The sequence below is a fragment of the Providencia sp. PROV048 genome (genome assembly GCF_033688165.1).
Lineage (GTDB): Bacteria > Pseudomonadota > Gammaproteobacteria > Enterobacterales > Enterobacteriaceae > Providencia > Providencia hangzhouensis.
The window spans coordinates 2,806,615-2,828,869 of the sequence record NZ_CP096360.1 but is presented as its reverse complement, the minus strand read 5'-3'; the positions used below and the strand labels follow the sequence as shown (position 1 = coordinate 2,828,869).

The following is a 22,255-nucleotide window of genomic DNA, read 5'->3' as shown; positions in this document are numbered from 1 at the left end:
TTTTACCAGTGGCAAGCGGCTCTTAATGGTTTAATTTCTTGGGACATCCCTGAAATATTGAACGTTAGTTTTTCGTTATTAGTTAATTTTAAAGTCAATTTTTCGCCATTTAATAAACGCTTGATTTCATCTATGCCAGGTAAACCACGGCTTGATTCCAATACATAGCCATTTTCGCGTAAAAACCATTCTGCAGTGAATTGCGTTCTATCAGTCGAGACCATCACACTGCCTGCATCTTGTTTATTGGGTAAAATAATTTGCATACGGGTAATGTTGTCGATGCAGCTCAACATGAGAACAGGGCGCGGAGGTTGAAAACCAATGGCTGGGATAGTCATAATGACGGGGTAATCACCATTTTCAGGTACTGAGACTAAGAAACCCGCACTATTTTCGACACGTTTCATTTCGTGTTCATAAGCTTGGCGCCAAGTTTTCCCCATTTGAGCAATATTAGGTGAAGTATTTGCTGCAGGCGTCGAGGACAGCGCTATTTTGTCATAGCAATCTAAGCGAATAAGCTGAGAAGATTCTAGACGACACTGGGTGAGTTCTTCAGCGATCTTCTGGCTAATATTGCTTTCAGCTTTTCCAGACAAAGCGAAGAAAACTAGCATCAAAGAGCAAAAAAAGAGTTTCAGTATTTTCATTTTATACTCCGTACTTCTTCAATTTATATATCAGCGCACGCTTAGATATGTTGAGGTGTTCTGCCATTGCGTTGATATCTCCCTTTAGCTCACGCCGCTTGTTTAATAAAATTTCTTTTTCATAGCTCTCTACAGCAGCCTCTAAATCATTAATATCTTTTGGGTTATTTGTTATTGGTTCCATACTTGTGATTGATGCCGTTAATATGTTTAAGGCCGCATTGAGGCTTACTTCCTTTTCTTTCTGCAACTGATTGAGATATTGCAAGTGCGAAATTTTTTGTTGCGTATTTGCCAATTCAAGAATGCGTTTTAATTGCTGATGAAAGAGCTCGCAATAAATAGGGAAAATGCCTTGTTCGAAATTTTCTAACTCTTTGGCCTGCCCTAAAAGAATAATGGCACCGCATGGTTTATGGTTCAGATCATGCAGTGGTAAGCTATACAGCCCAGTATTAACAGGAAGCTGCGAAATAAAATCACGTAATGACGCGTTATTAATGTAGCTACCTTGCTGTAAATTCTTCCAAAATGTGGGTTCACCCTTTAATACAAGTTGAATTAAAGGGTGATCGGCATCAGTAATATCAGTGTCTAAAAAATGGCTTTGAACTTGGAGTGAGTGGTCAATGTTCCAGCTTTCTAATCTATTTTCGGTTTTATTGACCAATGAAATAATTAGCCCGCTGAATACGCTACGCGAAAAACTATATGTCAAAAATTGAACGGCTAGCGCTTCTACGTCACGGCACTCAAGAAGAGCAAGTGCATTTTTTAGTCTTGCTTTCATTTTTCTTTGTTAACCTTCGCAATAAATTCATCATTTTCCGTTGTTAAACGAATATGGGAGATGGTTTCATTACGGGCACTGAATTGAAGGAGCAACAAAGAAAGAGGCGGTAATAAGGCACCGTCAATAATTGATTCTAAGATACGAGCACCATTTTCAGCGCGAGAAGCTCGACGTAAAATTTCATTAGGGACGCTATCTTCTAACTGGATTTTTGCATTAAAACGTTGTTTCAATAAGATCATAAGACGCGTCAGCTTACTATCAACAATTTGCCGTAAAATATCAGCCGAAAGAGGTAAATAAGGAACAATTTCCATGCGGGCCAGTAGGGCGGGTTTAAAAAATGTGGTGAGCTCAGGATAAAGTGCATCTTGCAGCTCATCAGGCTTGTCCGCATACGCGGTAATCACATGGTCACCTAAATTAGACGTTAGGAAGAATACGATATTTTTACAATCAATGACTCGTCCTTCACCATCGGCTATCTCGCCTTTATCAAATGCTTGATAGAACAAATTTAGAACGTCTGGATGGGCTTTTTCGACTTCATCAAGTAGTACAACAGAATAAGGCTTCTGACGAATAGCTTCTGTTAATATCCCCCCCTCACCATAGCCGACATAACCCGGTGGCGAACCGATGAGACGAGATACCGTATGCTTTTCTTGAAACTCAGACATATTAATGGTCGTTAGGTATTGAGTTCCACCAAACATTAATTGTGCAATTTGGATCACAGTTTCTGTTTTACCGACACCACTTGGCCCTGCCAATAAAAATGCACCAAGAGGGCGACCTGGGCGGCGTAAATCAGCGCGTGCCGTTAACAAATGTTTGTGTAAGCACTGTATTGCTAATGATTGCCCTTTAATACTTTCTTCTAAGTAGGTGGGAAGATCGGTAACAATAGATAAAGCATCTTGTGATAATCGATTTAGTGGCACACCAGTCCATTCTGCGATGACAGCTGCAATTTGCTTTTTATCGACGTGTGGCGAAACGAGTAAGTGTGTTTCATGGAGTTGAGCAAGTTGCTGGTCTAATGTTTGCAATTCCTGTTTCAGTTCATCTGAATGACGAGCATCTTCGGACTGGAGCTCGGTATTTTCATTGTCTAATAATGTTGAGCGCAAAGTTATAATTTGTGAAACAAGCGCTTGTTGTTGTTCCCATGCTTGTTGTATATCGGAAGCTTTTTGCTCAATCTCATTTGCTTTTGATGCTAATTCCTCAAGGCGTTCTGAGTGATTATCCAAGCCAAGATGATGTTCTCTTTTTAATATCGCTGTCTCCATCTCTATTTGCTGGAGATCTGTTTTTAATGAAGAGAGCATTTTTGGCGGCGAAGATAAATTGATCGCTGCCCTTGCACATGCAGTGTCTAATACGTCAATGGCTTTATCAGGTAATTGACGTCCTGAAATATAACGTTCACTGAGTTCAGCACTGGCTCGAAGTGCTTCATCATCGATAAAAACATTATGTGCTTTTTCATAAATAGCGCGTAAACCACGCATAATGATAATTGCGTCCGCAGATGTGGGTTCTTTAACTTGAACTAATTGAAAACGGCGGGCTAATGCAGCATCTTTTTCGAAGTATTTTTTATACTCACTCCAGGTGGTTGCGGCGATTGTTCTCAATTCACCGCGCGCTAATGCAGGTTTCAATAAATTGGAAACATCTAGGCCACCCTGTTGATTACCTGCACCAATCAATGTGTGCGCTTCATCAATGAATAGAATTATGGGGTGAGGAGATTGAGAAACTTCTTGCATGATGCCTTTAAAGCGTTTCTCAAATTCACCTTTAACCGCTGCACCAGCTTGTAATGCACCTAAATCTAAGGTTAGAAGTTCACATCCTCTTAATTTTTCAGGGATTTCACCGGCGATAATACGCAATGCGAGGCCTTCAATAAGCGCGCTTTTCCCAACGCCTGGTTCCCCAACGACGACAGGGTTATTTTTCCGACGGCGGCAAAGGATATCAATCATAAGGTCGATTTCATGATCGCGACATAAAACAGGGTCGAGCTCATTATTTCGAGCTTGTTCGGTCATGTTTTGCGTAAATTTTGCTAACAATGAGTCCGACGCGATTTTGCCGTTATTTTGAGGTGCTTGTTCGTCAAAAGGCGATTCAGCAGACCCTTCTGTCCACTTATCAAAACTGAGTTTTAATTGCTCTCGATTAACTTGTGAAAGCATGTCTGCAACCGGTTTTGGGAGGTAACGCAACGGCATTTGTAATAATGTGAGAAAGAGAACACCTGAGCGAAGTTCACTGTGGTTGAATTCTGTCGATGCAAGTAACCAGCTGTCTTTCATCCACTCTACCAATAAAGGAGAGAAGCTCGGATAGCTCTGTGTAATGGCTTGATGAGGTGGAATTTGAATATCTAATAATTCTGACAGCTTATTAATATCCAAAGTGCTCTTCTGGCTGATTAGGCGAATGTCAGTTAATGGCGTTTCAATGAGTTTCTGAAGAAACTGAGCAATCGTAATTTCAGGTTGTTGATGGCTTACACAGTAGGCTGCTGCGCTTTCTAACGCATGCTTAGCAATCGGGTGTAATCGGTTAACAAGTGTTGAGAGATCAATTTGGATCATAATGCGTCCTAGCCGAGTAAAGTATTAAGTTGTTCCACAATTCTGAGTGTTTGGTAATTCAGTTGGGATGAGTAAATCTGATAAATAATAAATGCTAATATTGCCGCACCAATGATGATGTAACGTACGCCTAACCGCTTACCTAAACGGTAGCGGCTCTGCTTGTTATCCCCTTTTTCAAACAGGATAATCGGTTTTGCATCGCCTTTAAGTTGTTGTATTTGTTTTTGTAAGCGTCTAAGCAAATGGTTGAATTCATCATTTTGCCCCGCAGATACTTTGTAACGACCTCGGTATCCAAGACAGAGACAAAGGTAGATAAACTCAATGAGGTCGAGGTAACGTTTGGGCTCACCTAATAATCTTTCAATTAAGATAAAGACCTTTTCGCCACCCCATGACTCATTATGAAAGTGGACAAGTAATGACTGTTTTACCCAGCCATTTTCTTGATCCCAGCCCAATCCAAGCGCTGTTTCATCAATGAAAGTGCACAAGACATAACGAAACGAAACAATGGCCCCAGGCTCGTAACCTTGTATTTGCAGTTGCTGTTCAATAGACGTGATGTCCATGACCACTTGCTGGTAAAGTTTCTCTGAAAGTGGCGTTTCAGACATCGCTTTCATTCGTAAAACCATACCTAAAAGTGGCGTTGCAGCATCGATCATTGGGTTAATGTTGTTACCCCTAAGTGGGATTTGGTAATTCTTCTGTGAAATACCGCTATCAACATCGTGATTAAGCAAAATATTATCAGTCATAGAGTGCTCCATCTCTTATTGCCCATAACTGAATATCTAAATCAGGGAAATTGCCAGAAACGTGGAAGGCGATATTGCCATCCTGCTGGATCCCCTTCCATTCATTACCTTGTTGATCAAAATGGAAGTAGTTATACCCAGAATGATAAGGTAATTGCCGTGGAGCAGTTGAAAGAGGGGATAAAGGGACCCCCGGTATTTGAACACTGACCAAGCTACGAATATTATTTACCGTGGTCACTTTAGTTTGCTGTGGGAACTGCCGGCGTAGTTGTTCCTGTGGCATCTGTGACTTAACTGCAATAATAAATTCCGCTTTTTGGAGCAGTTGTTTGTCATGAATAGTCGCCACTCGAATACCGTGTTCTTGGATTTGTAACGGAATAGGAATTGCACGCGGCGTCAAGACAACACTTAATGCTTCACGGATACTTTTTATTAATGGGAGAAAGCTATCTGTTAAATCAAAGTGCTTATATTTTGCAATGGTATCGGGTAAGCGAGACGAATTCGTGAATGTTTGCAGCTCGCCACAAAGTTCCAATAAATCCCGAAAAAGCTTTTCAGGGTGAATGACTGGCTCTTGCGCATAATGTGAATAAAGTGGATAGGTACGGTTGAGTACTTGTAGCATCATAAATTCAGCGACATCCGCAACACCTTGCTGGCCAGGGGCACCAATTCGGGAGGCTATTTGTTTACCTCGTTCATACAAAGTGCCTTCAATCTCAGTAAGAAATTCATTGAGTAATAGCGATGCCCGAATATTCAGGAGGCTTGGAATATAATCGTTATCAAGCGTTAAGCTTCCGTTGGCATTACGTTCTCTAATACGGCATATGGGCAATGTCACGTAAGCGTCTAAGCCACTTTTACCTTGCTTGAGGATAGGGTTTAATCGTGCAACGTGGATAGTACTTAAATCACCATTTTCAGTATGTAAATCACGAACATTTTCTGTACTTTCACTATAACGTGAAAGTAAACGGCTCCCATTATGCTCATTTGAGATTTCACCAACGTTCCCATTAGCTAAAGGAAAGGCAAGGTAGATGACATTACTATCACTATCAGTAATGTTTTTTATATCAATTGGTTGTGGTGATAAATCTTGGTTTGGAATAGAGAAAATTGTGCCGTCTGGCATAACGCCAGAAGCTTCTTGAATACCAATACGACCTAACGAATATAAATCGTTACTTAACGATAACGTACTGAATCCCCAAAAATGAGAGATAAAGCTCTTTAAAATACTTTCAGTAACGTAATCTTGATGACGTTGCTGTTGCTGAAAATGTTGAGGTTTGATAAATAGCCCTTCACGCCAAATTACTCTATTTTTAGTCGACATATTAATCATCCTCTTCTTGTCTAAATTCGATTTCGTTTTCTCTAATGTGAGCTAAAATAAAGTAGTGTCGTCCTTTTCCTCGGGCTTTAACTATTTTTTTCCATTCCGCATTATCAGGGGCTGAATAATAGGCAATAATGCCGATATAACGATTAGATGCCTGTAGTGTCATCGTCGGGAAGGGCTTATATTGGCCCGGCAAGATAGTGTAATCTTGGTGGTCTATATAATTTTTCTTCAGAACTTTCTCTAAGTCCCCATCTTTAGCTTCTATCTGGTCATGATCTAAAGAGCCAAATAAAGAATCTTCATTAAGATAAACAATTTGGATATTTATCGGTGCAGCTTCATCTTCCTGATTAGGATTAATATAGGGTTCAGCGAGGATGGTTAAATCAACAGTGGATGGCTGATCTTTTGGATAGCCAACGGGAATCGACGGGTCCAATAGAATTTGCCCCACTTTTGACGCTGTCTGTAACGTTTTACTGCACCCACTCAAAATGAAAAATGAGGCAAATAACAGTAACACTGAGAAAGTTCTAAGCTGCATTTTAAGCTTCCTCTAGGCCTTTTCTTAATGCTCGGTCATAAGCATGGGAATAAACTTCATAGAATAATTTTTCAAAACCCTGCTGCCGCGATGAAGAAAGCTCTTTGTAATAGTTACTGTACATTTCCCATGCCCAGCCATCAGTCATTGGCGTGTTATCTGAAGCACGTCGGTATTGGGAAAAACGGTTTAATAAATGTTCTGGAGAAAAAGCCGCAAGCATTGTTGCTAAAGCTGTCGATATCGCTTCTTGATTTGCATGGTAATGTAACTGCATATTGTGCAGACTTTCAGTGACGGCGGAAGGTGCTGAAAGGTGAACAGGGCTACGTTCATCTGTAAACATCAATTTCATCGTATCTTCATAACTACTGTTTAGACGTAGCGGGTTATCTTCAATAGGGCGAAGTTGCTTATCCTGTAAACTCTCCTGCTGTTGCTGCAAAGCGAGTAAACCTTCAACAGCAGCTTTCATTGTTTTACCGAGTTCTATGAGAAAGTCATTAGCTTGTTGAGAGCTCGCTAAATTAAGATGGATACCTAAACCATTCATGAGAGGGTTAATTGCAACATGATCAATATCGGTCATGTGTTCATCTTCGAAAGGTGTAATTTTGGGTAAATCAATAAATTCTTGTACCATGGTATTCTCTTGATTATCTGATATCGCAAGGGCAGGTGAATAAGAGAGTGGGTCACTCAATAAAGAAGGTTCTGAGACGACGGATTGACTCTTAGAAATTAAACTGAGATTTTCATTTTCTAGCGCTTGTAAGGGATCTGTAGTGAGAGCACCTTGAACAGTTGGAACAAATGGGGACTCTTTGTTTTCATTATTTACTGTATCAATATCAAATAATGAATCTAAAGGATTATGATCTTTTGCAACAATAGATTGCGGTGTCGCTGCCATCATATTTTGTACAGGCTGCCCAGTTAAACTAATATTGGTTGTAATAACCAGTTTGCCCACTCTAATTTGATCTCCTTGGGCAAGCTTCACCGCATCAAGATGTAACGGTATAATTGCGTGATTAATGTAAACAGAGCCTGAGTTTACTTTTAAACAAAAATGCTGATCTTTCCAGAAAACAGTAAACTGGCTGGCAGAAATAGCACCATCACCGTCTTGAATTTTCCAGTCACATTGATTGCCACTACCAATTAAGCCACCATGTTGGGTCAATGTTGCACTCGGTAGGTAACCACTTTCTAGTTGTTCACTATTCGTTATGCTAAATGAAATTGTTGGCTGATGTTTATCCATGTCTTTTATTCCAATACCGTAATGGTGACACTTGGCTTTTTAGCCGGTTTCCCTAAAAAGCTTTGCCAACCTAATTGGTTATGATTTTTTTTACCTAAACAGAAACCTTCAGCTTGATCTTCGGCAATACTAAGACGTAAATCCCAAGCTAATTGCTCATGAAAAATGTAAGAAACGAAGGCGACGAGAGGAGCGAAATCACTACCGTTAGGTAAAAAACGCATATAACGCTCTATAGTTAACTCACTAATTTCTATAGTGCATTTTCCGTTGCAATCATGTATGTGAGATCCAAGACTAAAATTTTCACCTAATAACATTCGAGGGCGAGATTTTTGTCCGGGTTGATGAGAAATAATACCTAACTTATTTTGTTGTGATTCTGGGATAGGAACACGGCGCGTTTCCCAACCAATAACCGATACATTTTCTAAGTCAAAACAATGGGATATTAGACTGCTAATGACATCTGCTGAACGGCTCGGACTCGCTAAAAGCCCTGCATAAGCGAGCATTTTGCTGTGATTGATTTTAATCCGTCCGCGATTAACTCCATTTCCTAAACCAACAAGAGAAAACATATATTGTGAGAAGGAATCTTGGCCTTTATTCTCAAAACAGATGTAGTAGCGATATTTCCGCCAGATACGATAGAGCAATGAGATCAATCGATGATTAAAGATATTTAAAAAATCAGAAATCCCTGGGATTTGCTGTGCATCTTCCCAAGCAAATTCATCAAGGTAATAACCAGGAAGTGGTGACTGGCTTCCTTGTAGCCCGAGAAAAGCAACTTCTAGCTCATATTGATGAGTGGCATTTTTTTCAAAAGACACGACATCTCTCGTTGGGAACGCAACATTAGAGTGTGATTTAAAGCGAATAATATCGCTACTATCACGAGTGATATCCATGTCTTGATGAATCATTTTATTTAATAATTCAACAAGTTGATAAAAATTATACTCTGTAACCGATGGGCCAGCTTGTTCCAGCCAGCGATCGATTATTTCAGTATGTGCTGGTTGATTTGTGCTGGCCACTGATAAATTTCCTTATTATCAAGGTTGAGAACCTCTAACTCATGGAACATATTAATGCTGGTATACAAGGTAAAAAATTGAGCAATAACAGTGCAAAACAAGAACAAGCTTCCCTCAGAAAGAAAAGCGTTCTGACGTACTACCAAGGTTGTTTTTAAACCACGAACTGGCAGCCCTTTGTAGATACGTTCGATATGCTCTGAATGTAAATCAACTAATGCATCTAAACGCTTTTGGGATTGCCTTGCGGTCTGCTTGCCATAAACTGAAGGTAAATCATAAAGTTGTAATATTTTTTTTAATGAATCTAGGTTCAGTAAAGATTGATAATTTAGGGATAAATTAGTTAGTTCTGACCAATACAACGTTTTATCGAGCAGTGGGTATAAGGGAACTGTTGGTTTGAATAAATTTTTAGCTGATAAAGGCCCATAAGGCATAAATGAACGGTCTAAATCAATTGAGCGTGTAGATAACTGGGATGCGATATAGCGATTAGTACAATTGAGCGAAATCGAAACCGTTTCTTCGCATTGTTGTAATTGGTGTTCGTGTTGACGAACAAAAGAAAGCCGATGGGCGTAACCATAGGTACGCTCTTTTTGAGTTATTTTTAAACGATAATATCCATCATTTTGCTCGTGATGGTTTTGATGATAAAAACTTTCAAATGCGGTATAGGTGACTGGGTAAGCTTTAGCTTCAGATGGATAGCGTAATCCATAAACTTCATTAACGGAAAAAATATCAAAACAGTGGGCGTATTGGTAATTAGGGCTTAATACATATTCCTCGTCTTTTCCTGTGAGATTGATTGCTTCACTGTCAGCACGGAATAAATTCACTATGGGAGTGCAATTCAGTTTAATACTATCGTTATGAAGAATAACCCCATCGGGGATTTCTTTATCAAAATTAATAACAAGTTTGAATTGCTTGGTTTGGATAGCTAAGGGAATATCATCCATTCCTTGAATATCCAAAAATAGAAAGGCTTCAGGAAAACAGAAAAACTCTTGTAAGATGCGGTAGCCATCATAACTATTTTTTGGGTAAGGGAGTAATGCATCCTGTTTTTGAAAACCGACAGGTTTCACTGCAAACTGGTTAAGTGGCAATACATGCTCATCTGTGACTAGTGAGGCATTCTGTATATGCTGACTTAATAAAAAATAAAGCTGATTTGTTGTAAATGGAGAACCATTTAAATAAAAACATAATTTATTTAAACCAATGTTTGCGAGAGGTTGTATTCCATCCAATTCAAATGTTATTTCAATGGCGGTTGTTCTTTGTAAAGTTTGCGTAATTTTCGCTGGTATTAACCAGAGATCACGACTTTGGCTAAATCGACATTGAAATAAAGTTTCTTGGTTGGTATTTTCATTTTGTACATAAATAGGTGTTGCATTAAAGAGTTGGCCTGCTGAAATTTTTATCGCGTGGTGGCATTCAGAATAATTAGGCTGGTATTCAACAATTGTCATACTAGGCACAGGACGTGCGTAATTTGGCCATAGCATATTTGCTAAGCTATTGGTTAATTCAGGGAATTGCCTATCGATTTGCTGCCGTAAATTACCCGATAAATATGATAATCCGTCGATAATACGGGCACTATCAGGATCTTGAATTTTATTGGATAACAGATTAACAAGCTGCGGTTTTTCTTGCGCAACTTGTTCTGCCAAATCCTTTAAGTATTCTGATTCATTCGTAAAATAGTTTTTTGATGACATAAGAGTGCTACTTTAACTGATATCTACGATTACTATCCAAATACATATTAAACTCAATGAGTTGCTGTTGATTATCTAAGTCAATACAAGCATTAATACTGAATTGTAAAGATAAACTATCTGCATCATTTTCAATGAATTGCACATCAACACTTGTGATCCTAGGTTCATAAGTGAGGATGCAACTTGCAATGCTATTCTCTAATTCGGTTTTAAAATCAACCGCAGATTGAGTCGCATCATTTAAATCAGGTATCCCTAGACATGGTGAGCCTTGGCAACCATTCGGCCGACTATTCAGGACATAATTTAAATTTTGTTTAATTGATTCAATGAGTGTATTTGTGCGTGAACGAGAGGAAAAACTCGCATTTTTCCTCTTAATTCGATCGAATAAGCTGGCTCCGCTGTTAGGGGACCAGCCATGATTGAATGACATCACTGTTACTCTTTATCAAGGCGACCAACAAGTGATAATTCAAAGTTTGCGCCCATATATTTGAAGTGTGGACGAACTTGAATTGCGACTTGATACCAACCTGGATCACCTTCAACATCAAGCACTTTAATTTCAGCTGAACGAAGAGGGCGTTTACTACGAACATCTGCTGGCGGGTTTTCTTGGTCCGCAACATATTGTTTAAGCCAGATATTCAGTTCACGCTCAAGGTCTTGGCGCTCTTTCCAAGAGCCAATTTGCTCACGTTGTAGCACTTTAATGTAATGAGCTAATCGGTTGATAATAAACATGTATGGCAGTTGTGTTCCTAACTTATAGTTAGTTTCTGCCATTTTACCCTCTGGGGTATTTGGGAAGGTTTTGGCTTTTTGAACTGAGTTTGCAGAGAAGAATGCCGCGTTATCACTACCTTTACGCATTGTTAGGGTAATAAAGCCTTCTTCTGCCAGTTCAAATTCTCTACGATCAGTAACTAAAACTTCAGTTGGTATTTTAGTTTGTAATTCACCCATCGCTTCGAACATGTGTACAGGGAGGTCATTGACGGTACCGCCACTTTGTGGGCCAATAATATTTGGGCACCAACGGTATTGTGCAAAACTATCATTGATACAGCTTGCGAGTAAGAATGCGGTATTACCCCATAAGTAGTGCTCATGGTCTTGTTTAACATTTTCGGAATAGTTAAACATTTTCACTGGGTTTTCTGTTGGGGAGTATGGTAAGCGTAATAAGAAACGTGGTGCGGTTAATCCTAAGTAACGCGAATCCTCTGCTTCTCTCAGAGAGCGCCACTTCGTATGTGCAGGGCCTTCGAAGACAGATTTAAGATCTTTAATCGCAGGTAATTCAGCATAACTATTAATGCCGAAGAAATTAGGGGAAACAGATGATAAGAATGGCGCATGTGCCATCGCTCCGACAGTGCTGACATATTGCATTAACTTCATATCAGGCGCTGTGTTGTTAAATGCATAGTTCCCAACAATTGCTGCAACTGGCTCGCCGCCAAATTGTCCATAACCTGAAGAATAAACGTGCTGATAAAAACCAGACTGAACAATTTCAGGAGAAAATTCAAAATCTTCTAATAACTCTTCTTTTGTTGCATGAAGAATATTGATTTTGATATTTTCTCTAAAATCAGTACGGTCAACGAGTAATTTCAGGGAGCGCCATGATGCTTCAATTTCTTGAAATTTAGGCGCGTGAATAATTTCATCAACTTGGGCGCTTAGTTTGTTATCAAGCTCAACCAGCATTTTATCAATTAATAATCTATTGATTTGTTGGTCTTCTGATTCATTTGCGAAAAGATTACTAATGAAAGCTGCAACGCCTTGCTTTGCAATATCATACGCTTCAGTCTCAGGTGACATACGTGACTGAGCCATGATTTCATCTAAAAGAGAGCCGTTAGATGCTGGGGCTTGTTGGCCTAGAGCTTCTGTATTTAGTGACATGAAATAATCCTCTATAAACATTATTTTTGATTAGCGGCAATATCGAGTTCTTTTAGAAGTTGTTCGCGTGTTTCTTTATTTTCAAGTAATTCTTGAAGACGCTTTCTAAAAGCAGGGACATTGCCTAGAGGACCTTTTAATGCAACTAAAGCTTCTCGTAATTCAAGAAGTTTGTTTAACTCAGGAACTTGGCGAGCAATATTATCGGGTGAAAAATCTTGCAGAGATTTTACATCTAGATTGACATTAAGCTCAGAATCATTGGTGTTTTCAAGTGTATTACGGACGTTGATATTTAAATTAATACCTGCACTTTCCATAACTGAATTGAAATTGTTTTGATTAATTGAAATTGCTTTTCGTTCTTCTATTGGGGTATCTTCAGTTTTACCTGTCATATCACCCACAATCAGCATATTTAAAGGAAGTTCAACTTCAGCCTGAGCTCCACCTGTATTAGGTGTATATTTGATATTAATTCTTTCTTTAGGGGCAACACTACCGAGATTTTTCTTACTCATTTAAGTGAATCTCCTTGTATGAGTATACGATAACTTCATTCCATAAATTCAAATGCCTAAATTAAAAATTAATAATAAATTTAGAGCATACAGTTCCCTACACAGAACAGATTCTATGTTAAGAATTTTTTTTCCAGAAAGGTGTTTAAACTATCAAATTTTTATGTTGTATTTTTTAGTTTGTTAATAATATACAAATTTAACTTAGGATCAACATGTAAATTGTTATTTGAATATAATTTCGTGATATTTAGTTTGAAATGTATTCTATTTTCATGGGGTATTTTAGTTGAAAATTTTACTCATAATCTAATAATGCGTATTCATAGTGTATATGGCGATTTTTTTATCATAATAATGACAAGTATAAGTATTTTTGCACGCTAGATAAATCTTGTTCAAGAAAATTAAGTATGAAAAGTCTGTGATGTAAATCAATTTTTTACAGCATGTAACATATTCATATATTTTTCTTACATAATTTAATTTGATTATCTATTTAATTTTATTAAAGAGAAATGAGATTTATTTTTTTACAAAATTAATATGAAATTTATAGGGGGATCATCTTATGTTTTTATATGAAAAGTTTGAAAATGAACGGAAGTATTAATGTTGACATGATGAAGTCATAATTACCTCTTGATTGAGTAAGAAATGAAATTGTAAATCACATAAATTAGGATAATAGGGAAACTCTATGAGGTAAAAGAAAAATTTCAACAAGTTATAAAAATAAATATTTTATTATTTGTAACAAACCCTATTCAGCCAACGGAAGAGCCTAGACTATAAATTCAATAACTCTTTTTCTTTTAACGCCTTAAGGTAAATTTATTATCACAAATGATTATCATAATCATTTGTGGGCAATGTATCAGTTCTATTATTGTAGTTGTTGGCTTCATTAAAATGGAAAAATTTCAAAGTGAATGATAAGCCGAAGGTTTCCTATCTATTAGCTGGCAGGAACATAAGTAGTAACTTGTTGAAATTGTTTTATAAAGATAATATTTAATATCTTAATGCCATGGATTTTATCAAGATGAATAAATTATTAGTTCCAGTTTTTTGTATTGTTTCTTTATCTGGATGTGCAGTGACTGAGTATAACTATGTTCCTGAATCACAGAAAATTAGTGAACCCCGAATAGGTCAGGTGAACCATATTACAGTAGGGCAACCCTTAGTAAGAGAAGGCAACATTAGCGAAATAGACGGAATTAAAATATTAAACCCTGTGCAGATAGATTTGGCTTACAAAATTATTCCAGGTGTATTCAAAAAAGTGGGGTCAAGTGATAAAGGCGATTTTTATATGCCAGACCAAATAGTTGACTCTGGTTCGGTCGTTGTTGAGGTTTTAGGGCAGCCTTGGAATTCACTTTTAATTAAAAAAGACTCTACTCCTAATGAGATTTGTATCGTAACAGATGTTAATGTTGCTGTTTGTAGTGATAAAGCACAAATCGAACAAGTAAAACTAAATAATACTGATGGTAACTCATTTGAAGAAGCCTTAATTTTCAATGGGATAGATGGCCATGTTGTTGATGTTAGTTATCAGAAAATAGGTTCGAATATTGAGAATCAAGGGTTTGGCGATACTATTCAGTATAACCTCAAGAATAGCGATATTATTTCTTATCGAAATGTAAAATTAAAAGTTATCGATAGTTCAGAAAACTCATTAACCTATACAGTGATAAGTAATTTTTCTGAAAATTAATGTGCTGAACATTAATCAACCAATTGAAAAACAGCGTTAAACTAAATTTAATCTCTAGTTAAGCGCTGTCGCAACATTTTTTCTCCTTTTATCCACATTCTAACTTCAAAATATTTGGATCACATCGACAATTGTAGAATATTGTCTTTTTAGCATACGTCACATACTCTAAGTTAAATTGATTTAATTTAGAGGGCGTTATTTATGATGAATATCCCATCTGATCACCATAGCTTTTTTATTTTATCTGATGACAAGCAAACTCGCATTGCTGAGATAACCTTTGTTTATACTGGCGATGATCTGGTGATTATTGACCATACGGTGGTTGATGAAAGCTTAAAAGGACAAGGCATTGCAAAGTTACTAGTTGCTAAGGTTGTTGAGCGAATAAGAGAGGAGGGACGAAAAATTATTCCGTTATGCCCTTTTGCAAAAGCAATATTCGATAGAACACCTGAATACAATGATATCCGCCAATAATATTTGCTAATTACTGATGAGGTCAGCATGAGTATTCAAAATAATGATAAAATACTTAATTTACAGTTGATTACAGCACGCTCGAAAGATGTTGGTGGGCTTCCTGTTGCACGAGTTTTACCGACAAGAGAACGTAGATTAATAGGTGCTTGGTGCTTTCTTGACCATGCTGGACCTACGGTTTTTAAAGGGGATTCAGAGGGAATGAAGGTATCACCTCACCCTCATACCGCTTTACAAACATTCACTTGGATGATTGAAGGTGAAGTATTACATCGAGATAGTCTTGGTTATGAACAGGTTATTCGGCCAGGACAGGTCAATTTAATGACGGCAGGTTATGGGATCAGCCATTCCGAAGATACCTACGGAGAAAGTCGCCAATTACATGCTGTACAACTGTGGATTGCTTTACCGGAAGCAGTTAAAGATATTTCTCCACGTTTTGACCATTATCCTACGCTACCTCGATGGGCTGAAGGAGAAGTGCATTTCAACTTATTAGTTGGGGAATATGGTACTTATAAAGCACCAACACTGACATTTTCCCCTTTGGTTGGGCTCGATATTATTGCGAAGAAAACCGCTCGACAAGTTTTAACGTTATGCTCTGAATTTGAATACGGTATTTTTGTCATAAATGGAAGTGCCGTTATTGAAGGGCAGCAAGTGAATAGTAATGAATTAATTTATTTAGGCAAAAGTATCACTGAAATTTCTGTAGAGCTAGTTTCAGATAGCCATATTTTATTGCTCGGTGGTGAGCCTTTAAATGAATCTGTACTAATGTGGTGGAATTTTATTGGTCGAACTAAAGCGGATATTCATGCTGCTGTTGAGGAATGGAACCAAGGAAACCCACGTTTTGGCCGTGTTTTTAATGATGAACGCAACCCTACACCGGCTCCAATTATGCCATAATCAATTTAAGTAACTTCCTTGTTATTATTTTAAGCAAACCGAGAATGGTTTTAAATTTAATCTAAGGCTCGTTTTTAGTACTAAGTTTATGAGCTCATAACCTGACTTTTATCGAAAAACTGATAATATGTATACAAAAGGCTATTTTTAAGTCAAAACAAGCCGTAGCCGTTAGAGGTAGACGATAAAAATGAGTAAAAAATACCTATTGGGAATCATTTATTTAAGTTTATTCCCTGTTTCTTTTGCATCATTAGCGTTTCAAGAACAGCAATATAACCCAGTGGTGTTTAATCTGGCTCAGCTTTATGATTTCAATCCTGTTAGAGGTACTGTTAAGCAAATAAAATCAGTTGTTTATAATGAGGATAAGTCAATTAATTATGAATCAATGTTAAAAATTGGTCATGATGGTTGTGTGGAAAGTTTTACTTTTGATCAAAAGAAAGATGAGTATTTAAATGGTGCTCATAACTATCTTTTTGTAAAGCGAGTTAAAAATAAATTGATTGGTCGAGATGTTAGTGGGCCAGTCGAAATGGTGATAGGTGATAACTGTCAAATAATATCTAAAAAAGATTCGAATGGTGAATTAATCTACCAATATAACCAAGATGGCATTATTGCTGGTTCACTGCTTGCTGACACGAAAAAACAATATAGCAAAAATGATTATAATGAATTTAAACTTCCAACAACGATAAAATATTTTAAAGATAATGCAATCATATCAGAGGCTATAGTAACTTATGGGAAGGATATGAGTAAGCCGTTTGATCACATGATGGACATACGCGCGTTGGGGCAAACAATATTACTCGTCAATTCTAAGTGTGATTATAACGCTAAGAATATTGCCTATAAATGTGACTTTATTTTAAGTCTTAATTCGAATGGCAATGAGATTAAACTACTAAAAAACAGTACTACTGAAGTCGACTTTTATTAAGTATAGGAGATATTCAATGGCTATTTCTGCAAGAAACCAATTGTCAGGTGTTGTTGATTCAATTGTAATGGGAGCGGTAAATGATGAAGTTATACTCGATTTAGGTCATGGTGAAAGCATTGCGGCAGTGATTACCAAAAATAGTACTAAACAACTCGGTTTAGAAAAAGGCAAACTGGCGACAGCAGTAATAAAAGCGCCTTGGGTTGTATTAGTATCTAACGCTGAGGAGTATAATTTCTCTGCTCGTAATCAATTTAATGGTGTAATTGAATCCATTGAAAAAGGAAGCGTTAATTCTGTGGTAAATTTAAAAACCACTGCAGGAACTTTGTTATCTGCGGTGGTGACAAATAATAGTACCGTAGAGTTGGGGTTAAATGTTAAAAGTAAAGTGACTGCGATTATCAAAGCTTCTAGTGTTATTTTAGCAACTAAGAAGTAGTGCAAAATATTGAAGGGCTGTCATGGCAGCCTTTTGTAATTCGTTTGTAATCATGACGCGCTTTCTAGGTCAATAATTTTAATGTGTTTACCTTTAAGTTCAATAAGCTTTCTTTCAATTAATTTCACTAGTATACGGTTTAATTGCCTGACAGATATACCAAGCATAGCAGCTAATGAATCGCGATTTTCCAATTTAAATTCAGAACCATACTGGCTTTCGGCAAAAATTAAATAGCGCCTCAATTTATATTCAGCAGAGAATGAAGAGGAAGAGTGTAGCTGTGATGCATTAAAAAGCTTTTTGCTAAGATGTTGACAGATAAACTGTAAAAAAATAGGGGAGTTAAGCTCTTTTTTCTGAATAACCTGTAACGGAAATGCCAGTAAATAACACTCAGTAATTGCCTGTATTGTACTATAGATACGGTTTTTTTTACTGTCATTATTCTGAAATAACTCTAAATCACCAATAACTGAAAAGGCATTTTCAAATGAAAAAATAACATGTTCACCGTTTATTTCATAACGTTCAACCTGTAGTTTTCCCGCAACAAGAAAGTAAATAAAATTAATTTTGTCATTTTGTGATATTAAGTATTCAGACGTATCTATTTTAAGCAGTTTTGCAGACTTTATTGTTTCCTCAGATAGAATTTTATCAAGCTGATAGAGAGTAAAATATTCTTCAATTTTTTCAGAAGAGGTAATTTTTTTCACTATTTATTCTCTTAGTATGGGTCTTTTCGGATAACAGTATGACATAAATTGGTGTGTGCAATAAAGGACATATGTCCTTTTTAAAATGGCAATAATCCTGCAAGCTTATTCAAAAATAACTCGCAGGATACTAACATGAAAGCGTCTTTAAAACCTTTAAGCGGATTTACTCAAAGTATAAAAACAGCAATTAATGCTATGCCAAAAGTGGAACTACATGTGCATTTAGATACGTGTTTAAGTTTTTCTTATGTTAAACAAGCTATTCCGACACTCACGTTTAATGAATTCAAACAAGGTTTTATTGCGCCAACGAGATGCGAGGATCTTGGCGATTTTCTACGTTGTATTGAACCGCAACTTAATATATTACAGACAAAATCTGCAATTGTGCTGGCTGTTGATGATTTGTTTGAGCAATTCAAAATGGATAATGTGATTTATGCCGAAATTCGGTTTGCTCCTTTATTACATACTCAGCAAGGCCTTTCAAGCCGAGAAGTTGTTGATATAACATTAGATGCGATTAATTCAGCAGTTAAAAAGTATGAAATAGAAGCGGGCTTGATTTTGTGTACCTTGAGGCATTTTACTGCCTCTCAAAGTCTTGAAACGGCAAAGTTAGTTGTGGAGTATCAATATCGTGGTGTTGTAGCACTAGATTTAGCAGCAGATGAGGCCCGTTTTTCACTAGGTAATCATGAAATGGCATTTAAGTATGTCAGGGAACATGGAGGGAATGTTATCGCACATGCTGGTGAGGCTTTAGGCTATGAAAGTGTGATTGAAACATTGGATATATTAAAAGTGTCACGTATTGGACATGGGGTAAGAAGTATTGAAAATTCAAATACGATTAAAAAGCTCAAAGCGTTAAATGTATTACTTGAAGTTTGTCCAAGTTGCAATTTAGTGTGCAATGTCTTTGACAGTATTGAAAACCATCCTATTAATGAGTTGAAGAAGCAGGGCGTTAAATTAAATATAAATACTGATGCGCGAACAGTGGCGAATGTAACATTAAATAAAGAATACCAATTATTGCATGATATATTTGGTTGGGGTATTGCTGATTTTACTGAGTGTAATATAAATGCATTACAGGCAAGCTTTATTGAGGAAGAAAAAAAAGCCCTATTGATTAAAAGGGTATTAAATCAATAGGGTAGAATGAAAGAGAAGGAGGGCTTTATCTTCCTTCTCCGATTAGTATCAGATAATAATGAGCATAAATTAAAATTTGCCACATTACGATTGACTGAGATTTACCCTATGCTCATTTTTAGGATAAAATATAATGTAATTAAAAACCAATCATATTATATTTTGATTTCACACTATTTTTGCAATATGGTGATATAATTGAAATTAGAAAAATATTTTCTAATTTATAGAATAATAAAGATTAAATTCTAATTTAGAATTATGTTATAAATAGATGAGTTGAAGTTATCTATTTATAACAGGATGAGCTTATGCCAGAAATAAGAATTGTTGCGACAGTAATTGCAAAAGATAATGAAGTCGAATTTGTGAAAGCAGCAACTAAATCAATCGTTGAGCCAAGTAATAGGGATGAAGGTTGTCTTCAATATGAATTACATCAAGATAATGCTAATCCAAATATTTTTATTTTCTTTGAAATTTGGAAGGATCAGGAGTCATTAGATAAACATAATGTTACAAAGCATTTGCAAGATTTTATTAAGAAGATAGAAGGTAAAGTCGATTCATTAGATGTGAAATTAATAAGTAAAATTGCATAATGTTAATTAATGATTACTAAATAATAATAAAATGGAATACAAATGTATTCCTTTTTGAATATGGATTAATTAAAAATTTCAGTGAGATGTATTTTATAATCATTGATATATTTTTAAATATTAGGTTCTTTGATCACGTCGTTAACCATAAAGGTTGGGAATTTTTTCAATCCGAGAAATTGTTGTGATTTATGAAAGGCAAAATAGACACCATCTACACCTCGACCGTCAAAAAAATTATCAAATTCATCAAATGCATCGATAGGGGCATTCCAAGTCACTGAAAGAATATACTTTTTCCATGAAGTAGGCCCCCGGTACCATATTGCTTGCTTGGATTTTGGCGGGTACGGCCATCATTTGCATATAAATGACCGTGACGGAGAGTATAAACGTCATCCATATATTTTGTTACCGTCCAAGGCATCATCATCCACCAGCCAGGTATTTGGTAAATAATCGCATCTGCCTAAAGAAACTTTTTAACCTCATTCTCCTCAGCAGTTAGATCAATTTACCTTGTGGTGCAGTTAATTAAATTGACATCCAGTTATTCTTCCAGTTTTTTGACTATTCGGCTTACCGCGAAATTTGCTAAATTAAGTTTATCAGCCGCTTTACTAAAACTTTTTTGTTCTACCACTTCAATAAATACACGGGCTTCTTCAGATGTTGCTCTCATAATGATTTTGTTAGCCAATAAGGTGATAGAAAAGGTGTTTATTATAATAACAAAGATAGGCATTAAAATTTAAACTAAAAGTTTTAAAAGATGGAGTTTTATTAGGCTTTTAACCTAATCATATTGGAGTCTGATCTATCGCTTTTCTTAAAAGAACTTTTAATGCTTCTATTTTGTTAAATTTTGACAAAAATCTTACAAATTATAGAATAAGAAGGAATTGGTCATAGGACTCGTAAGCGTTTACGTTAGCCAACGCATATAACTTTTGGCCACACATAGGTTATGTGCTTTGTGTGTCTGTTAACCTTGGAGTTTTTTTATGCCACATCGAGACCGTAATTATATTTTAGGTATCCCAAAGTTACCTGCTCGAGCGATGATTTTTCTTGTTCCTTTCTTTTTATCCCTTGTCATGAGTGGAATTGTTTCGCTGATTAGTACCATAAGAGCCTTGGGCTTCACGAGTGACGTGTTTTCATCCTGGTTGAGCTCGTGGATGCTTTCTTGGATGATAGCTTTCCCAACCGTATTTTTTGTTTTACCAATCGCAAGGCGTATTTCATTGATGTTAGTGAAAACCACATAACCGTGTTGATAAAAGTTGCTAATATAATAGTGAATTTATGGGTATTATTTTGAATGGGTTGCTATGTCGATAAAAATTATTGGTTTGTTCTTTATCACTGCGTTGGCTGAAATTGCAGGCTGTTACTTTCCTTATCTTTGGATGAAAAAGCAAGGTGGGGCTTGGCTATTGATCCCGGCAGCCTTAAGTTTAATGCTATTTGTCTGGTTACTCACATTACACCCAGAGGCAAGCGGACGAATTTATGCGACTTATGGTGGAATTTATATTGTCACGGCATTAGCTTGGCTAAAAGTGGTTGATGGTGTTTCTCTTACCGTGACTGACTGGGTTGGTGCTTTAGTCGTACTGATCGGAGCCGGTATCATTATTAGTGGTTGGAAATAGAATTCAGTGTTATCACGTCACCTTAAAAAATTAATTATTTATTTTAAAGTGACGTGGAATTTAAGCCGACAACAGAATTATTCCTTTATGTGGATTTCAGTAAATGATTACTAAATCCATAGTTAAATTTTAAATTAAATACAAGGGTTATTCTTTTCTAAGAAATAACATTATTTTCTTTTACGAAATGTTAATTGAAATGATGTTTAACTTAAATTTTTAAAATGTAACATTTGATCCAAATCAATTTAACAATAAATACTCTATTGGTAGTAATTTTAATTGATGTTTAACTACTCAGTTAATATTAATTAAACTTTTATTTTCACTTTCATTGATTTTAGGCAATATCTAATCATATTA

The 22,255-nt window shown here is 36.5% G+C and carries 22 protein-coding genes and 2 pseudogenes; 9 read left to right on the top strand and 15 right to left on the bottom strand.

Translation table 11 applies throughout. From position 1 onward, the window contains the following. Positions 1-2 precede the first annotated feature (2 nt). Genes vasI through tssB form a run of 12 tightly spaced genes read right to left on the bottom strand, consistent with a single transcriptional unit; the run spans position 3 to position 13,222 of the window. Positions 3-653, bottom strand: coding sequence for a type VI secretion system-associated protein VasI (vasI, locus tag M1F26_RS12540; protein WP_004256010.1), 651 nt, complete (start codon positions 651-653; stop codon positions 3-5). A 1-nt stretch (position 654) separates the two neighbouring features. Then, positions 655-1,443 carry a helix-turn-helix domain-containing protein gene (locus M1F26_RS12535; protein ID WP_140170754.1) on the bottom strand — a complete coding sequence of 263 codons (789 nt, stop codon included), beginning with the start codon at positions 1,441-1,443 and terminating at the stop codon, positions 655-657. Further along, the gene (gene tssH / locus M1F26_RS12530) at positions 1,440-4,061 is read right to left on the bottom strand and encodes a type VI secretion system ATPase TssH (protein WP_140170753.1); all 2,622 of its coding nucleotides are present in this window, start codon (positions 4,059-4,061) and stop codon (positions 1,440-1,442) included. The genes M1F26_RS12535 and tssH overlap by 4 nt, the downstream gene beginning before the upstream one ends. 8 nt (positions 4,062-4,069) lie before the next feature. Further along, positions 4,070-4,825, bottom strand: coding sequence for a type IVB secretion system protein IcmH/DotU (icmH, locus tag M1F26_RS12525; RefSeq protein WP_004256004.1), 756 nt, complete (start codon positions 4,823-4,825; stop codon positions 4,070-4,072). Then, positions 4,818-6,176, bottom strand: a complete 1,359-nt coding sequence (tssK, locus tag M1F26_RS12520; RefSeq protein WP_180359464.1) for a type VI secretion system baseplate subunit TssK — start codon at positions 6,174-6,176, stop codon at positions 4,818-4,820. The genes icmH and tssK overlap by 8 nt, the downstream gene beginning before the upstream one ends. A 1-nt stretch (position 6,177) precedes the next feature. After that, entirely contained in the window at positions 6,178-6,729 is a 552-nt protein-coding gene (gene tssJ / locus M1F26_RS12515; RefSeq protein WP_140170751.1) for a type VI secretion system lipoprotein TssJ, read from the bottom strand. Between the two features lies 1 nt (position 6,730). Continuing rightward, on the bottom strand, positions 6,731-7,996 hold the full coding sequence (gene tagH, locus M1F26_RS12510) for a type VI secretion system-associated FHA domain protein TagH (protein WP_004908049.1): 1,266 nt from the start codon (positions 7,994-7,996) through the stop codon (positions 6,731-6,733). A 5-nt stretch (positions 7,997-8,001) separates the two neighbouring features. Further along, a complete protein-coding gene (tssG, locus tag M1F26_RS12505) occupies positions 8,002-9,039 on the bottom strand; it encodes a type VI secretion system baseplate subunit TssG (protein ID WP_140170750.1) in 1,038 nt (345 codons plus the stop codon). Further along, positions 9,003-10,778, bottom strand: a complete 1,776-nt coding sequence (gene tssF / locus M1F26_RS12500; RefSeq protein WP_140170749.1) for a type VI secretion system baseplate subunit TssF — start codon at positions 10,776-10,778, stop codon at positions 9,003-9,005. Before tssF ends, tssG begins: the two co-directional genes overlap by 37 nt. A gap of 7 nt (positions 10,779-10,785) precedes the next feature. Continuing rightward, positions 10,786-11,217, bottom strand: a complete 432-nt coding sequence (gene tssE, locus M1F26_RS12495; protein ID WP_094960750.1) for a type VI secretion system baseplate subunit TssE — start codon at positions 11,215-11,217, stop codon at positions 10,786-10,788. A gap of 5 nt (positions 11,218-11,222) precedes the next feature. Then, on the bottom strand, positions 11,223-12,701 hold the full coding sequence (gene tssC / locus M1F26_RS12490) for a type VI secretion system contractile sheath large subunit (protein WP_036957880.1): 1,479 nt from the start codon (positions 12,699-12,701) through the stop codon (positions 11,223-11,225). 20 nt (positions 12,702-12,721) lie between these two features. Beyond that, positions 12,722-13,222, bottom strand: a complete 501-nt coding sequence (tssB, locus tag M1F26_RS12485; protein ID WP_004255987.1) for a type VI secretion system contractile sheath small subunit — start codon at positions 13,220-13,222, stop codon at positions 12,722-12,724. A 1,045-nt stretch (positions 13,223-14,267) separates the two neighbouring features. On the opposite strand from tssB, the gene M1F26_RS12480 reads away from it, so the two are divergent. The 5 genes from M1F26_RS12480 (at position 14,268) to M1F26_RS12460 (ending at position 17,749) form a co-directional block, all read left to right on the top strand. Beyond that, positions 14,268-14,951, top strand: coding sequence for a hypothetical protein (locus M1F26_RS12480; RefSeq protein WP_227528817.1), 684 nt, complete (start codon positions 14,268-14,270; stop codon positions 14,949-14,951). 207 nt (positions 14,952-15,158) lie between these two features. Then, positions 15,159-15,434: a GNAT family N-acetyltransferase gene (locus M1F26_RS12475; RefSeq protein ID WP_410482057.1), complete on the top strand. Its 276-nt coding sequence runs from the start codon at positions 15,159-15,161 to the stop codon at positions 15,432-15,434. A 27-nt stretch (positions 15,435-15,461) separates the two neighbouring features. Next, positions 15,462-16,355, top strand: coding sequence for a pirin family protein (locus M1F26_RS12470; protein ID WP_004255980.1), 894 nt, complete (start codon positions 15,462-15,464; stop codon positions 16,353-16,355). A gap of 190 nt (positions 16,356-16,545) precedes the next feature. After that, positions 16,546-17,304: a YnfC family lipoprotein gene (locus tag M1F26_RS12465; RefSeq protein WP_140170746.1), complete on the top strand. Its 759-nt coding sequence runs from the start codon at positions 16,546-16,548 to the stop codon at positions 17,302-17,304. Between the two features lie 16 nt (positions 17,305-17,320). After that, entirely contained in the window at positions 17,321-17,749 is a 429-nt protein-coding gene (locus M1F26_RS12460; protein ID WP_004255976.1) for a TOBE domain-containing protein, read from the top strand. Positions 17,750-17,799: 50 nt separating this feature from the next. Here M1F26_RS12460 and M1F26_RS12455 read toward each other — a convergent pair whose 3' ends face one another. Then, the gene (locus M1F26_RS12455) at positions 17,800-18,468 is read right to left on the bottom strand and encodes a Crp/Fnr family transcriptional regulator (protein ID WP_140170745.1); all 669 of its coding nucleotides are present in this window, start codon (positions 18,466-18,468) and stop codon (positions 17,800-17,802) included. A 135-nt stretch (positions 18,469-18,603) separates the two neighbouring features. Between M1F26_RS12455 and add the strand changes: the two genes are divergently transcribed. Next, positions 18,604-19,632: an adenosine deaminase gene (gene add / locus M1F26_RS12450; RefSeq protein WP_200129195.1), complete on the top strand. Its 1,029-nt coding sequence runs from the start codon at positions 18,604-18,606 to the stop codon at positions 19,630-19,632. A gap of 311 nt (positions 19,633-19,943) precedes the next feature. After that, the gene (locus M1F26_RS12445; RefSeq protein WP_004255970.1) at positions 19,944-20,234 is read left to right on the top strand and encodes a putative quinol monooxygenase; all 291 of its coding nucleotides are present in this window, start codon (positions 19,944-19,946) and stop codon (positions 20,232-20,234) included. Between the two features lie 113 nt (positions 20,235-20,347). Here the strand turns inward: M1F26_RS12445 and M1F26_RS12440 are convergent. Then, positions 20,348-20,703: pseudogene (locus M1F26_RS12440) on the bottom strand (NAD(P)H-dependent oxidoreductase); the annotation flags it as partial. Positions 20,704-20,787: 84 nt separating this feature from the next. After that, positions 20,788-20,916: pseudogene (locus tag M1F26_RS12435) on the bottom strand (helix-turn-helix domain-containing protein); the annotation flags it as partial. Between the two features lie 322 nt (positions 20,917-21,238). Between M1F26_RS12435 and M1F26_RS12430 the strand changes: the two are divergent. Together M1F26_RS12430 and M1F26_RS12425 are read left to right on the top strand one after the other, a co-directional pair. Continuing rightward, a complete protein-coding gene (locus tag M1F26_RS12430; RefSeq protein ID WP_140170743.1) occupies positions 21,239-21,505 on the top strand; it encodes a DUF2798 domain-containing protein in 267 nt (88 codons plus the stop codon). Between the two features lie 63 nt (positions 21,506-21,568). Continuing rightward, positions 21,569-21,892, top strand: coding sequence for a YnfA family protein (locus M1F26_RS12425; protein WP_004255956.1), 324 nt, complete (start codon positions 21,569-21,571; stop codon positions 21,890-21,892). The last annotated feature ends 363 nt before the right edge of the window (positions 21,893-22,255 follow it).

Coding starts and splice junctions, on each gene's coding strand:
- vasI (WP_004256010.1), bottom strand. CDS start 653: ATGAAAATACTGAAACTCTTTTTTTGCTCTTTGATGCTAGTTTTCTTC.
- M1F26_RS12535 (WP_140170754.1), bottom strand. CDS start 1,443: ATGAAAGCAAGACTAAAAAATGCACTTGCTCTTCTTGAGTGCCGTGAC.
- tssH (WP_140170753.1), bottom strand. CDS start 4,061: ATGATCCAAATTGATCTCTCAACACTTGTTAACCGATTACACCCGATT.
- icmH (WP_004256004.1), bottom strand. CDS start 4,825: ATGACTGATAATATTTTGCTTAATCACGATGTTGATAGCGGTATTTCA.
- tssK (WP_180359464.1), bottom strand. CDS start 6,176: ATGTCGACTAAAAATAGAGTAATTTGGCGTGAAGGGCTATTTATCAAA.
- tssJ (WP_140170751.1), bottom strand. CDS start 6,729: ATGCAGCTTAGAACTTTCTCAGTGTTACTGTTATTTGCCTCATTTTTC.
- tagH (WP_004908049.1), bottom strand. CDS start 7,996: ATGGATAAACATCAGCCAACAATTTCATTTAGCATAACGAATAGTGAA.
- tssF (WP_140170749.1), bottom strand. CDS start 10,778: ATGTCATCAAAAAACTATTTTACGAATGAATCAGAATACTTAAAGGAT.
- tssE (WP_094960750.1), bottom strand. CDS start 11,217: ATGTCATTCAATCATGGCTGGTCCCCTAACAGCGGAGCCAGCTTATTC.
- tssC (WP_036957880.1), bottom strand. CDS start 12,701: ATGTCACTAAATACAGAAGCTCTAGGCCAACAAGCCCCAGCATCTAAC.
- tssB (WP_004255987.1), bottom strand. CDS start 13,222: ATGAGTAAGAAAAATCTCGGTAGTGTTGCCCCTAAAGAAAGAATTAAT.
- M1F26_RS12480 (WP_227528817.1), top strand. CDS start 14,268: ATGAATAAATTATTAGTTCCAGTTTTTTGTATTGTTTCTTTATCTGGA.
- M1F26_RS12475 (WP_410482057.1), top strand. CDS start 15,159: ATGAATATCCCATCTGATCACCATAGCTTTTTTATTTTATCTGATGAC.
- M1F26_RS12470 (WP_004255980.1), top strand. CDS start 15,462: ATGAGTATTCAAAATAATGATAAAATACTTAATTTACAGTTGATTACA.
- M1F26_RS12465 (WP_140170746.1), top strand. CDS start 16,546: ATGAGTAAAAAATACCTATTGGGAATCATTTATTTAAGTTTATTCCCT.
- M1F26_RS12460 (WP_004255976.1), top strand. CDS start 17,321: ATGGCTATTTCTGCAAGAAACCAATTGTCAGGTGTTGTTGATTCAATT.
- add (WP_200129195.1), top strand. CDS start 18,604: ATGAAAGCGTCTTTAAAACCTTTAAGCGGATTTACTCAAAGTATAAAA.
- M1F26_RS12445 (WP_004255970.1), top strand. CDS start 19,944: ATGCCAGAAATAAGAATTGTTGCGACAGTAATTGCAAAAGATAATGAA.
- M1F26_RS12430 (WP_140170743.1), top strand. CDS start 21,239: ATGCCACATCGAGACCGTAATTATATTTTAGGTATCCCAAAGTTACCT.
- M1F26_RS12425 (WP_004255956.1), top strand. CDS start 21,569: ATGTCGATAAAAATTATTGGTTTGTTCTTTATCACTGCGTTGGCTGAA.